This window comes from Paenibacillus sp. FSL H7-0918, from assembly GCF_038007025.1.
GTDB lineage: Bacteria > Bacillota > Bacilli > Paenibacillales > Paenibacillaceae > Paenibacillus_AQ > Paenibacillus_AQ odorifer.
In genome coordinates, this window is the sequence record NZ_JBBOWJ010000001.1 from 1,448,374 (window position 1) to 1,461,558 (window position 13,185).

Sequence of the window (13,185 nt, forward strand, 5' to 3'; positions counted from 1 at the left end):
CCGTAGTAGGGGCTTATCCACCCCCCTACTTAAAGGTTATGCACCGCCTCTTTAAAAATACACCCGCGCTCTTCATAGGATGTAAACATATCCCAACTAGCACATGCAGGAGACAGGAGAACGATATCTCCTTCTTCCGCCAGAGCGGAAGCTTCCCGCACAGCTGCTTGCAGCACGGCGGCGGCGCTCTCCCCATTATCGACGGAGATAATCTGCTTTAATCCTGCAAGCTGTGCTACATTTATTAGCTTGTCCTTGGTTTGTCCTAACGCCACCAAAGCTTTGACGCGTCCGCTCAGGACAGGCAGCAGCTCCATATAATCGGAGCCACGGTCTAATCCGCCAGCGATCAATACCACCGGCCGCTGAAACGATGTCAAAGCCGTAATTGTCGCTTTGGAGTTCGTTGCTTTGGAATTGTTATAATAAGCGGCTCCAGCCTTATCAGCTACATACTCCAGGCGGTGCTCCACACCGCGAAAAGAAGAAAGCACTTCGCTTAATAGAGAGGGGGCAGCTCCAGCGGCAATAGCAATACCACAGGCAGCCAGCGCATTCCCCACATTAAAGCGACCCGGTAGGGCGATGGAATCCACATCCGCGATTATCGTTTCCTTGTCCGCAGATTCGCGATAGATAATGTGGCGCTTCAGCTCATCATCTTGCCCCGTAATGTAGGACGGGCTAACAAATACTCCATGAGGCAGCTCCTCAAACAAGGAAAATGGAAGAATCGAAGCCTTTATATAGGGTACAAGTTCCCGGCAGACAGGATCATCCCAGTTCAGCACTGCTGTATCCGTAGCTAATTGATTAGCGAACAGCTTGGTTTTGGAATCCACATAATCTTTCATGCTTCCATGATAATCCAGATGGGTCTCTGCAATATTCAGCAGACAGCCTATCTTAGGCTGGAAGGTCTCCGTACCTTTAAGTTGAAAGCTGCTAAGCTCAACTACCATCCAGTTATCCTCGGTAGCCTCTTGTGCAGCCTGACAGAGAGGCGTACCAATATTGCCCGCAATTATAGGGTTCATTCCCGCAGCTTCCAGCATATGGCCTACCCAGGTCGTCGTCGTCGTCTTACCATTGGAACCCGTGATCCCGATCATCGGCGCTGCACAAAGTCGATATGCCACCTCTACCTCTGTGACCACTTCAATTCCAAGCTCAATTGCCTTTTGTACAGGGGACGCAGAATAAGGAATGCCTGGATTCTTGATTACCAGACTTACACCTTCATGAATAAGACCTTCCGGATGCCCACCGCATATAACACAAATTCCCAAAGATTCCAATTCGGAAGCTTCGGGACTTTGATCTCTTTCCTTTTTATCATTCACCGTAACTACAGCGCCGCGTTCATGCAGCACTTTAGCCACCTGGACACCGCTTTTAGCAAGCCCAAGAACCACAACTTCTTCACCACGATACTTATCTGGATGTTTCATTCTCTACAACCCCTTGCTAATAAATAGTCCCACAGCAGCCAACACCAAGCTAACCGCCCAGAACGAAATTACCACACGCCACTCCGACCAGCCACCAAGCTCAAAATGATGGTGAATCGGGCTCATTCTGAATACACGTTTGCCACGGGTTTTAAATGAAACGACTTGAATCACAACGGACAACATTTCAATTACAAAAACACCGCCAATGATGAGAAACAGCAGCTCACTCTTCGTGACAATAGCAATAGCACCTATCGCGCCACCAATACCAAACGAACCCGTATCCCCCATAAATACTTTAGCAGGGTGGGCATTAAACACAAGAAAGCCAAGTACAGCACCAATCATGGCCGCAGCACATACACCTGCCGCAATAGACGTAGCCTGCATTGCCACCACCGCGTATGCGGCCAAAGCAATGGCACTAACCCCAGACAACAGTCCATCGACTCCATCTGTAAAGTTAACGGCATTCGTCACTGCCATCATCATAATAATGATGAATGGATAATAGAACCAGCCACCCCAATCAAAGCTGAAATCAGTACCTGGTACGCTGATACTTGTACTGTGTCCGGCATAAATCAGAAGACCGCACATCAGAGCACCAACCAGCAGCTGTCCAAATAACTTTTGACGTGCTGTGAGCCCTAAGGAACGCTTAAATACAATTTTGATATAGTCATCCAAAAACCCGATCAATCCAAAACCAAGCGTAGCTACGAGCAGTACGTAAAAATCTGTATTCACCACAGAAAATTTCAGATAAGACAAGGTAAAAGCTACGATAATCACGATACCGCCCATAGTCGGCGTTCCCGCTTTCTTCAAATGGGTTTGCGGTCCGTCATCTCGCACCTGCTGTCCGAATTTCATCCTGCGCAGAAGCGGAATGAAGAGCGGAGCGGCAATGACCGCAAGGATAAAGGAAACAGCAATAGTCAATAACAATAGTTGATAATCCATGGGTACACCCCCTCCAATGATTTAGGTCTGTTGAATATCTTTATTTAGGCTCTGAAGCACTTCCTCGAGCTTCATCCCTCTTGATCCTTTAAATAGAACAATATCCTTAGCACTGCATTTCTCTAGAAGGACAGCGGCTAGTTCCGCTTTATCTGTAAAAGCTTTTACGCGCTCTTTGCCGAATTTCTCTTCTGCTGCTTTGGCAATATGAACGGATAATGGTCCGTAAGTACATACAAAATCAGTTAATGAAGGGTCAAGGTAGTAGCCTATTTCTTGATGAAATTCTACTTCCTCCGGCCCAAGTTCCAGCATGTCCCCGAGCACAGCGATTTTATTGCCACTGCATTTCATAGATTGCAGGACATCTATAGCCGCCTTCATAGAAGTAGGGCTGGCATTATAAGCATCGTTTAAAAGCGTAAGTCCGGAGGAAGTCCGAATCACTTCAATCCGCATGCCCGTCAACTTGAGCCTGCTGAGACCCTCCTTCATATTCTGCTCCGTAACCCCAAAATGACGAGCAACCGCTAGTGCAGCCAGAGCGTTAACAACGTTATGCTGACCTGGCAGCGGTAATGTAAAAGCATGTTCCTTATGACGGCTTGACGTGAACGTCATGCCACCAGTATGGGACATCATCCCTGTTGGATAATCATCATTATCCTCATTTAGACCAAATCGGAAGGTTCTCATCCCTTCTGGAGCCTTAAAAGTGGACTCTTGCATTACCTCAGTCAGCAGCGGTTCGTCACCATTATAAATCAGTAATCCCCCCGGCTTCAGCCCTTCAGCAATCTCCAGCTTGGCGCGGGCTATTTCTTTACGTGACCCCAGCTGCAGTAAATGCGACTCGCCTACATTAGTAATTACCGCTACGTCTGGTTCAGCCAAAGAAGCCAGCAGAGCAATTTCTCCCCGCGAGCTCATCCCCATTTCAAGTACAGCGATCTCTGTATCCTCAGCCATGGATAAAATAGTAAGCGGAAGACCGATATGATTATTGAAATTCCCTGCTGTCTTATGCACTTTGAACTGCACTTCAAGCAGAGACATAATGATATCTTTTGTTGTTGTTTTTCCGTTGCTGCCCGTAACAGCGACAACCTGCGGAGCCACTTCCTTCAGATAAGCAGCGGACAACTTCTGAAGAGCCTCTAGTGTATCTTCAACAATAATAACTCCGCCACCTTCAGGTACCGGTCCTTTATCGCGTTGCCACAAGGTTGCACCCGCACCAGCAGCCAGTGCTGCGGCAGCATAGTGGTGACCATCGAATTTGTCTCCAGATAGAGGCACAAACAGGCAACCGGGTGTGATCTTACGGGAGTCGGTAACGACTCCCGTAAGGGTTGTATTCATAGCTTCGACAGCAGCAGGTTCCCCTGCGCACATGGCAGCAATATTTTCAAGCGTTCTTGTAATCAATAGTTTCGGCCCCTTATAACTTCTTTAGCGACGATGCGGTCATCGAAATCATGAACCACTCCGCCAATCAGTTGATAGGTCTCATGACCTTTCCCCGCAATCAATACTACATCGCCAGGGCTTGCCATTTCAATAGCCTTCCCGATAGCTTCTCGGCGATCAACAATCATATGATACCGGTCAGAGGTGACTCCATCCTCTACTAGTCCTGCTTCTATATCCTTCAAGATTAGTTGAGGGTCCTCCGTCCGAGGGTTGTCAGAAGTTACGAATACCATGTCGCTATATCGTGCAGCGATCTTCCCCATTAATGGACGTTTCGTCCGGTCTCTGTCACCGCCACAGCCAAACACTGTAAGCACTTTGCCGGTAGCAAATTCGCAGACCGTTTTTAATACATTCTCTAGCCCGTCTGGTGTATGTGCGTAGTCAACGATAACAGCAAATTCCTGACCTTCATCCACTGACTCCACCCGTCCAGCTACACCATCGATTGCCTCAAGACTAGTCTTGATATCAGCCAGAGAGACATCTTCCAATAAAGCAGCTGTAATCGCCGCGAGTGCATTGTAGACATTGAACTTACCAACCATACGGAGCGAAATGTCCGTCTTCCCCTTAAACGTATCTACATGGAAAAAAGTTCCTTTTGCGGTGATCGATATTTGCGAAGCTCGGACATTAGCGTTGTTATCAATGCCATATGTAATCACTTCCGCCGCAGTTTGGGCTGCAAAATATTGACTGGCTTCATCATCCGCGTTCAACACCGCATATTTGCGTTCTTCCTTCCACGGAGAGATCACATTTCCCAATCTGGAGAAAAAGAGCCCTTTAACCGCCCGATACTCCTCCATTGTATGATGATAATCCAGATGATCTTGGGTTAAGTTCGTAAAAATTGCCGTACGGAAGTCCGCACCCTTCACACGTCCTTGCTGAAGTGCGTGAGAGGATACTTCCATTACACAACATTCCACACCTTTGGAAGCCATATCATGAAGGGAACGCTGCAGATCTAGCGATTCTGGAGTTGTGCCTGACATAGGGTAGCTTTTGCCGTCATAGCGCATTTGAATTGTTCCAATCAGACCTGTCTTCATATTCTGATCCTGCATAATCCGCTCAATGAGATAAGTCGTTGTTGTTTTGCCGTTTGTGCCCGTCACCCCGATCATTCTCATCCGGCTGCTAGGTGAGCCAAAGAATGCATTCGACATGACAGACATCGCAAACCGGCAGTCATCTACAACAATCTGCGGGATATCAAGCTCCAGCTTGTGCTCACATACAATAGCCGCCGCTCCGGAGGCTACTGCTTGCGGCGCATATTTGTGCCCGTCCACGGTGTGGCCAGGCAAACAAATGAATAGATCTCCCGGGCCTACACGGCGGGAATCCGTCTGAAGATCAGTAATCTCCACATCTCCATCCCCGTATAGTTGCGAAGTAGCAAGACAAGCAGATAATTCGTTAACTTTCATAGTAATCCCTCACTCTACATTTTCGGATACGAGCTGAAACCTTATACCTTAATCATTATTCACTAGATGCTCCCATATAAATCCTGATGGTTGAGCCCTGTTCTACTCTGGCCCCAGCCTTAGGAGCTTGATTGATGACCGTATTTCCTGTGCCTGAACGTGCAAGATTAAAATTCATATTTAAATCCTCATAGATATCCTGCACCGTTGCTCCGGTAAGATCAGGTACGGTCACTATCGGAGTTTCGCCATACTTATAAGTTTTGGGAAGCTGATCACTGCGCTCCGGAATCTTCATATAGTGCAGCGAGTCTTCCAAAATATTTTGCACGATTGGAGCTGCAACCACACCCCCAAATTGAATCCCTTTCGGATTATCCACGGCAGTGTACACAACGATCTGAGGATCATCCGCTGGCGCAAAGCCAATAAAAGAAACAATGTGCTCTGTTGGAGAATAACGTCCATTTACAACCTTCTGTGCAGTACCCGTCTTGCCACCTACACGATAGCCGTCAATAAAAGCCGGCCGTCCTGTGCCTTTGGCAACCACGCTCTCAAGTGCTGCCCGCACCTTCTTGGATGTTTCCTCCGAAATGACCTGCCGCACAAGCTCTGGCTTCACCTCTGATACAGTCTCTCCAGTAACCGGGTTAACCCATGCTTTTGTTACATGAGGTTTATAGAGATTACCGCCGTTGATAGCCGCGGATACCGCAGCAATCTGCTGAATAGGCGTAACCGAAACCCCTTGACCAAAGGCTGTAGTCGAAAGCTCTACCGGACCTACTTGATTAAGCTTGAACAGAATACCATTAGCTTCCCCATTCAGATCAATTCCCGTTTTGCTGCCAAAACCAAAATCACGAATATATTTGAAAAGTGATTCTTTTCCCAGCCGTTGCCCTAAGGCGACAAACCCAGGGTTACAGGAGTTCTCAACTACCTGTAGAAAGGTTTGACTACCATGACCGCCCTTTTTCCAGCAGCGCAGCTTTGCGCCCGCCACCTCGATAAACCCCGGATCATAGAAATGATCGTTCTGAAGATCTACTTTACCTTCCTGCAGCGCAGCAGCCAGAGTGATGATTTTGAACGTTGAACCAGGTTCATAGGTCATCCAGATAGGCAGATTCCGGTTGTAAATCTGCGCATCATATTCCTTGTATGATGCTGGTTCATACCCCGGTCTGCTAGCCATGGCTAGTATCTCACCATTCTTCGGATTCATAGCTATAGCCCAAGCACCCTGCGCCTGATATTTTACCATAGCCTGATCAAGCTCACGTTCCATAATGGACTGGATCTGTTTATCAATCGTCAGCTCCAGATTAAGTCCGTCTTGAGGGGCAGAATATTTCTCAGATGAGCCAGGCATAAGTCTTCCGCCCGCATCAGACAAATAAGAAATATTGCCGGCTATACCTTTGAGCAGATTGTCATATATACTCTCTACTCCTGTAATACCCTGGTTATCTATACCTGTGAAGCCTAGAATATGCGCGGCTAAATCGCCGTAAGGGTAATACCTTTTGCTATCCTCAGCGACAACGATGCCCGGCAGCTGCAAATCACGGATGCTCGCGGCAAGATCCATCGTAATTTTGCGGCCGCCGGGCTGAAGTTTCACCGACATTTCTTTTTTGGACAGCAATGTCATCAGCTTCTCCTCAGTCATCCCAAGCAGTGGAGCTAATTGCTGTGCTGTCTTTTGCTTCTCTTTTACCTGCACCGGTACTGCATACACTGTAGGTGTGGTGATATTAGAAACGAGCGGCACACCTTCACGATCCATAATTTCACCACGTTTAGCGGTAAAAGGAATATTGCGGCGCAAGGAATCTTCTACCTTCGCAGTCAGTTCCTCGCCTTGAGATAATTGTACATACGCAAGACGCACGACCAGCGAACCGAATAACACTGCCAGTCCCAGCAATGTCCACAGCATTCTCCGCCGTGTTACGACTTTGGAAACCTTCATTCCGTTCTCCCCCACTTTCAACAATAGACATGAGCTCTTATCTTCATGACTATTCGGGACAAACAGGGGTTAGAACAAGCTATGTTCCGCTCTCGGAATCTGACCCCTCATCAGCAGGCGGGGCCACGGGAATATCTTCGCCATAATCATTTAATGGCTTCATTTTCAAAGTGACCAGGGTCTTGCCATTTTGCGTGCCTACAATCTGTTCTGAGACGTAACCTTCACCATCTACCGCAATCTCTACTTTTAGTAGAGTTAGAATTTCAAGTGCATCACGCAGGGATTCCCCTTTTAAATCTGGAATGGTAGGCTGAGCCCCCTGCGGACTTAATAAATAGATCCGTTGCCCTGTAGCAAGCTTAGTACCTGCCTCAGGATATTGACTCTCTACAGTAGATCCTTCACCGACCACTACATAATCGAAGCCTTGATCCAAAAGTGCTTCTCTTGCTTCCTTCATCGTCTTGTCTGTTAGATCTGGTGTAGTCCGAAGTGCGACTGTTTCAGTCTTAGCCGGCTTTTTGCTGCTGCTATCACTAGCCTCAGACGCCAGCTTAGGTACTCCCATGTATTGCAGAGACTGGGATACAATCTCTTTAAATACTGGAGCAGCTGCCTTACCGCCGCCAACCTCAACGTTCGGTTCGTCAATAATGACAATAACAGCGATCTTTGGATCATCAACAGGAGCATAACCAATAAAGGAGACAAGTACTTTGGATTTCACATAATCCTTTCCTTCAACCTTGATAGCCGTTCCTGTCTTACCTGCCACACGATAGCCGTCAATATAAGCGTTGCGGCCTGTTCCTTTTACTTGGTCAGCAACAACCTGCTCCAAATATTCACCCGTTTTCTTGGCACTTTCCTCATCAATCACCTGACGCACTACACTAGGCTGAGTAACCTTTGTCTCACCAGTGTTAGGGTTTGTGACCTCCTTAACTACATACGGAGTCATCAACTTCCCCCCATTAGCGATAGCAGATACGGCAACGAGCTGCTGAAGTGGGGTTACTAGCACTTTTCCGTGTCCATATGCGAGTGTCGCAATTTCTATAGGACGTCCAACATTAGGGTTAACGACTCCGCTTGCTTCTCCTGGCAGATCGATTCCCGTTTTCTCATTGAAGCCAAAATCATTGATATACTGTAATAGCTTGTCCTGTCCGAGCATTTCATATAGCTTAACGAATAGAACGTTACTAGAACGTTTCACACCTTCAAGAAAACTGATTTGCCCCCATCCAGCATGATTAATATCATGCAGTGCCTTACTATATCCCTTTATCCGGATGGACCCGGACAAAAATGTCGCAACAGGATCAAAAAGCTTCTCTTCTACTGCGGCGGCAAGCGTTACAATTTTGAAGGTGGAACCAGGCTCATAAGTAGATTTAATAGCATGATTATAGAATCCTGCCCCTTCAGCCCCGGTCTTCCAAAATTCATTTGGATTATAGGTAGGCATGTTGGCTAATCCCAAAATCTCCATCGTGTTCGGATCAGCAGCAATGACACTCATACTTTTTGGCTTATATTGCGCATACGCCTTTTGCATGGCCTCTTCTATATAATGCTGGATCGTACTATCGATTGTAAGCTTAAAATTACTTCCATTTACTACTGGCTTATAGGTATCTTGTGAATCCGGCAATTTTACCCCTTGACCGTCACTTTGATAAAGCAGCTTGCCATCGGCACCCTTAAGCTCCGTATCAAAGTATTTTTCCAGTCCCATGATAGCATTGCCGTCCCTATCTGTATAACCTAAGATATGTGCAGCTAATTCATCTTTTGGATAATATCGTTTCTGCTCTCTAACAAGCCCAATACCGGTCTCTTGAATTTTATGTTCTTTACCTAGGGCTACATAAAATTCTTTCACCTTATCGGCAAGCTCCTGATCAATCTTCCAGCCTTCATTACGAATCTCACGGTTCTTGAGGTAAGCACCCGTCTTTTCGTCCTTGGCTTCAACCAGCTTACGCAGCTCATCCTCTGGTTTGCCGAGCAATTCGTGTAATCCTGTGATGACCTCTTCCCCGATGCCTTGTTGTTGAATCACTTCAGGATTCACCACCACGGTATAAGCAGGGACATCGCTAGCAAGCACACTCCCGTTACGGTCAGAAATCGTACCTCGCTCCGCTTTGATAGTTGAGGTATGCGCCCAAAGTGTGGCGGCCTTTTCCTGCCATTCCTCACCTTGCATAACTTGAATCCAGAATACTCTAACGATCAAAACAAGAAAAAAGAGGGTAATACACCCTCCTATAAACAGCGTGCGAAGTTTTATTCTTTTCAGCATAAGCGAACCTCACAACTTTTTTTATTGCGATCTTGCCAATCGCTCACTAATTATCACCTGGAGTCGTTGCTGAGCTTGCCGGAATATAGATTGTTGCATTCTCATCCGGGGACACATAACCAAGATCCCGTGCTTTTTGGGCGACTTTCTGCTCTAGATTCTGCTTTTCCATCTGATACGTAGAAATCTGCTTCTTGGCTGTTGCAATATCCTGATCTAATTTCTGAGCCTGCAAGTTCAAATCATAAATTTGGACGTAACGTGAAATCAGGGTGATCGCCACCAGAACGCATACTCCTAGCGTCAGCATATACAAAAGTTTCTCTTGCAGCGGAAGTACTCTTCGTCTGGTAACTACTTTTGTCTTCTCGCGGTAAAGGGGGTTTACCTCTTCTTTTCTTTTGGGCTGAACTGCTAAATTGCCGCGGGTATAGGCCATCTCTGACTCTCCTTTATCGTCAATTACAATTTTTCTGCAATGCGCAGCTTAGCTGAGCGGGCTCGGGTATTAAGCTCAAGCTCTTCTTCAGAAGGCACAAGCGGTTTACGATTGATTAACTTAAGCGTGCCTTTCGCGCCGCATACGCAAAACGGAAAGTCAGGCGGGCATGTACATCTGCTTAAATAGCTGCTAAAAATTTGCTTGCAAATTCGGTCTTCGAGCGAATGAAAGGTGATGACGGATACTCTGCCTCCTGGTGCAAGGCAACGTACTGCACTATGTAGCCCTTCTTCAAAAGCACCCAATTCGTCATTCACAGCAATCCTTAATCCTTGAAAGCTACGTTTAGCGGGATGCCCGCCTGTTCTTCGAGCAGCTGCCGGGATACCTTCCTTGATCAGTTCTGCTAATTCTCCTGTTGTCTCAATAGGAGCTTCTTCTCTTCTGTCTACAATTTTTCTAGCGATTCTCCGCGAGAATTTCTCTTCTCCATATTGGAAAAGAACACGGGCAATCTCCTGCTCGGACCATGTATTCACAATTTCAGCAGCCGTCAAAAGTGCTGACTGATCCATGCGCATGTCCAGCGGAGCATCATGATTGTAACTAAAGCCTCGTTCCCCTTCGTCAAACTGAGGAGAGGATACGCCAAGATCAAAGAGCACTCCATCTACTTGGGGAATACCATCTGTTTGTGGCACAAAGGGCACATCCTTAAGTACACTCTCCAGATCACGGAAGTTAGTCTTAATAGTCACAACCTTGTCTCCGTATTCCGCTAATCTTTCTTTGGCGTTCTCCAAAGCCCAATCATCTTGATCCAAACAGATTAAACGGCCTTCGCCGCTAAGCTTGGAAGCGATAAGTGAGCTGTGTCCCGCTCCACCGAGAGTGCAATCTACATAGATTCCGTCTTTTTTGATGTGCAGCCCTTCTGTCGCTTCTTCCTTAAGCACCGTGATGTGGTGAAACAAGCTGCATCCCTCCAGGACAGTATTCGTTATTGTGTTTTATAGATCAAAATTGAAATCCACCAATTTCTCAGCGATTTCGTTGAACGATTCCTCTGACTGTTCGAAGTACTGTTCCCAAAGCTCTTTGTTCCAGATTTCCACCCGGTTCGAAACGCCCAGAATGACACAGTCTTTGTCCAGTTTGGCATACTGCCGTAAATTGGCCGGCAGATTTACCCTTCCCTGCTTATCCCAAACACATTCAGTTGCACCTGAGAAAAAAAAGCGGCTAAATGCGCGGGCATCTGATTTCATCAGCGAAAGGCTTTTAAGCTTTTGTTCCATGATTGCCCATTCTTCCATGGGATAAACAAACAGGCAGGAGTCTAGGCCGCGGGTCGTCACGAAGGAGGTTCCGAGCAATTCACGGAGTTTAGCCGGAATAATGATTCGGCCTTTGTCGTCAATGCTGTGTTGATACTCTCCCATGAACATCCTTTTTCCCACCCCTAATCCCCGAATCCCCACTTTACCCCACTTTTCACCACTTAAGCATAATAGATTCGCCATTAAAAATCAAAAACCTTTTTCTGGCCAAGGAAATTTTTCCTAAATCAGATAGCTCGTTTCCCGTAAAACATTTCTCCACAGAAAAAAGCCATACAATCGGAATCTTGTCCGTTGCATGGCTTTGTTAAAAAGTTGCTTCAGTTCAAGGTACACTGGTTAATACACTTTATTGTTATGCGTTCAGTTATTAATCGTTCAAATTCCAGCTGTCCAAATAATCGACTTGTGCCGGAGTGAGGCTATCGATGTTAATGCCCAGACTTTCCAACTTATAACGTGCTACTTGCTCATCCAGCTCATAAGGAACATTTTCAACTTTTACGCCAATGCTCTTATAATTATCATTTACATATTTCAGCGACAGTGCCTGGAGTGCAAAGGTTGTATCCATAATTTCAGCAGGATGACCATCAGCAGCACCCAGATTTACAAGTCTGCCTTCAGCAAGCAGATATAATTTACGTCCGTCACGAAGCTGGTACTCTTCGATATTTTTGCGAACGGTACGTTGGGATACGGATCTTTCCGACAGCTCAGGCTTATTCACTTCAACGTCGAAATGGCCCGCGTTGCACATGATTGCTCCATCCTTCATCACATCATAATGTTCACCGCGAATTACATAACGGTTACCAGTTACTGTAACGAAGAAATCACCAACCTTAGCTGCTTCCAGCATTGGCATTACTTCAAAACCGTCCATATGTGCTTCAACGGCTTTAATCGCATCAACTTCTGTGACAACCACTTTTGCTCCAAGTCCTTTGGCGCGCATGGCAACACCTTTACCACACCAGCCGTAACCGACAACAACTACTGTTTTGCCCGCTACGATAAGGTTGGTTGTGCGAATAATTCCATCCCATGCCGATTGGCCAGTGCCATAACGGTTATCAAACAAATATTTGCAGTAGGCATCATTAACCGCGACCATTGGGAACTTCAATACGCCTTGCTTTTGCAGAGCTTTTAGACGAATAATCCCGGTAGTTGTTTCTTCAGCACCCCCGCGAATATTCTCCATCAGATCAGGACGCTCCGAATGCAGCAATGTAGCAAAATCGCCACCGTCATCAATAATCAAGTCCGGTTTGCTCTCCAGTGCTTTGATATTAAGGGCTTTAAATTCTTCAGGAGACGGATTGTATTTAGCAAATACTGTGATTCCATCCTCCACAAGCGCTGCACAAACATCATCCTGTGTAGAAAGTGGATTCGAACCTGTAATGGTTACATCTGCACCACCAGCTTTGACAACCTTCGCCAAATAAGCGGTTTTAGCTTCCAAATGCAATGTGATCGATACTTTCAGACCTTTAAATGGCTGTTCTGCTTCAAACTGCTCACGAATACGGTTCAGTACCGGCATATGCTGGCGAACCCAGTCGATTTTCAAATGCCCTTCCGGTGCGAGTGACATATCAGCCACGATACTATTTTGATTAGATGAACTCATTATGAAACCTCCTAAAAGTTTTATGGAGCTATACTTCTATGATCCACTTCGCAATAAAACTTGCTCCGTAAGCATACGCTTTGTTTTGTGAGCGTTACTCCAGTGATCTGCTTCGTACAAAACTCACTTCGTAAGCA

General features: G+C 46.4%; 10 protein-coding genes. All 10 read right to left on the reverse strand.

Annotation, left to right across the window (positions count from 1 at the left end; genetic code table 11):
- Window positions 1-29 precede the first annotated feature (29 nt).
- A complete protein-coding gene (murD, locus tag MHI15_RS06715; RefSeq protein WP_341164262.1) occupies window positions 30-1,451 on the reverse strand; it encodes a UDP-N-acetylmuramoyl-L-alanine--D-glutamate ligase in 1,422 nt (473 codons plus the stop codon).
- 3 nt (window positions 1,452-1,454) lie between these two features.
- Entirely contained in the window at window positions 1,455-2,420 is a 966-nt protein-coding gene (gene mraY / locus MHI15_RS06720; protein WP_036683653.1) for a phospho-N-acetylmuramoyl-pentapeptide-transferase, read from the reverse strand.
- A 21-nt stretch (window positions 2,421-2,441) separates the two neighbouring features.
- Window positions 2,442-3,848 carry a UDP-N-acetylmuramoyl-tripeptide--D-alanyl-D-alanine ligase gene (locus tag MHI15_RS06725; RefSeq protein ID WP_340011009.1) on the reverse strand — a complete coding sequence of 469 codons (1,407 nt, stop codon included), beginning with the start codon at window positions 3,846-3,848 and terminating at the stop codon, window positions 2,442-2,444.
- Window positions 3,845-5,332, reverse strand: a complete 1,488-nt coding sequence (locus MHI15_RS06730; protein WP_038572864.1) for a UDP-N-acetylmuramoyl-L-alanyl-D-glutamate--2,6-diaminopimelate ligase — start codon at window positions 5,330-5,332, stop codon at window positions 3,845-3,847. The genes MHI15_RS06725 and MHI15_RS06730 overlap by 4 nt, the downstream gene beginning before the upstream one ends.
- A 55-nt stretch (window positions 5,333-5,387) precedes the next feature.
- Window positions 5,388-7,313, reverse strand: coding sequence for a stage V sporulation protein D (locus tag MHI15_RS06735; protein WP_076136530.1), 1,926 nt, complete (start codon window positions 7,311-7,313; stop codon window positions 5,388-5,390).
- A 79-nt stretch (window positions 7,314-7,392) separates the two neighbouring features.
- On the reverse strand, window positions 7,393-9,627 hold the full coding sequence (locus MHI15_RS06740; protein WP_076179292.1) for a penicillin-binding transpeptidase domain-containing protein: 2,235 nt from the start codon (window positions 9,625-9,627) through the stop codon (window positions 7,393-7,395).
- A gap of 46 nt (window positions 9,628-9,673) precedes the next feature.
- Window positions 9,674-10,066 carry a septum formation initiator family protein gene (locus tag MHI15_RS06745; RefSeq protein WP_036683668.1) on the reverse strand — a complete coding sequence of 131 codons (393 nt, stop codon included), beginning with the start codon at window positions 10,064-10,066 and terminating at the stop codon, window positions 9,674-9,676.
- 23 nt (window positions 10,067-10,089) lie between these two features.
- The gene (gene rsmH, locus MHI15_RS06750; protein ID WP_036683671.1) at window positions 10,090-11,043 is read right to left on the reverse strand and encodes a 16S rRNA (cytosine(1402)-N(4))-methyltransferase RsmH; all 954 of its coding nucleotides are present in this window, start codon (window positions 11,041-11,043) and stop codon (window positions 10,090-10,092) included.
- Window positions 11,044-11,079: 36 nt separating this feature from the next.
- Window positions 11,080-11,517: a division/cell wall cluster transcriptional repressor MraZ gene (gene mraZ / locus MHI15_RS06755; protein ID WP_036683674.1), complete on the reverse strand. Its 438-nt coding sequence runs from the start codon at window positions 11,515-11,517 to the stop codon at window positions 11,080-11,082.
- A gap of 262 nt (window positions 11,518-11,779) precedes the next feature.
- Window positions 11,780-13,051: an adenosylhomocysteinase gene (locus MHI15_RS06760; RefSeq protein ID WP_179087396.1), complete on the reverse strand. Its 1,272-nt coding sequence runs from the start codon at window positions 13,049-13,051 to the stop codon at window positions 11,780-11,782.
- Between the last annotated feature and the right edge of the window lie 134 nt (window positions 13,052-13,185).

Bases quoted from the DNA above. Each gene is read 5' to 3' on its own strand.
- MHI15_RS06740 (WP_076179292.1), bottom strand. From the start codon at position 9,627: ATGCTGAAAAGAATAAAACTTCGCACGCTGTTTATAGGAGGGTGTATT.
- mraZ (WP_036683674.1), bottom strand. From the start codon at position 11,517: ATGTTCATGGGAGAGTATCAACACAGCATTGACGACAAAGGCCGAATC.
- MHI15_RS06730 (WP_038572864.1), bottom strand. From the start codon at position 5,332: ATGAAAGTTAACGAATTATCTGCTTGTCTTGCTACTTCGCAACTATAC.
- MHI15_RS06745 (WP_036683668.1), bottom strand. From the start codon at position 10,066: ATGGCCTATACCCGCGGCAATTTAGCAGTTCAGCCCAAAAGAAAAGAA.
- mraY (WP_036683653.1), bottom strand. From the start codon at position 2,420: ATGGATTATCAACTATTGTTATTGACTATTGCTGTTTCCTTTATCCTT.
- murD (WP_341164262.1), bottom strand. From the start codon at position 1,451: ATGAAACATCCAGATAAGTATCGTGGTGAAGAAGTTGTGGTTCTTGGG.
- MHI15_RS06735 (WP_076136530.1), bottom strand. From the start codon at position 7,313: ATGAAGGTTTCCAAAGTCGTAACACGGCGGAGAATGCTGTGGACATTG.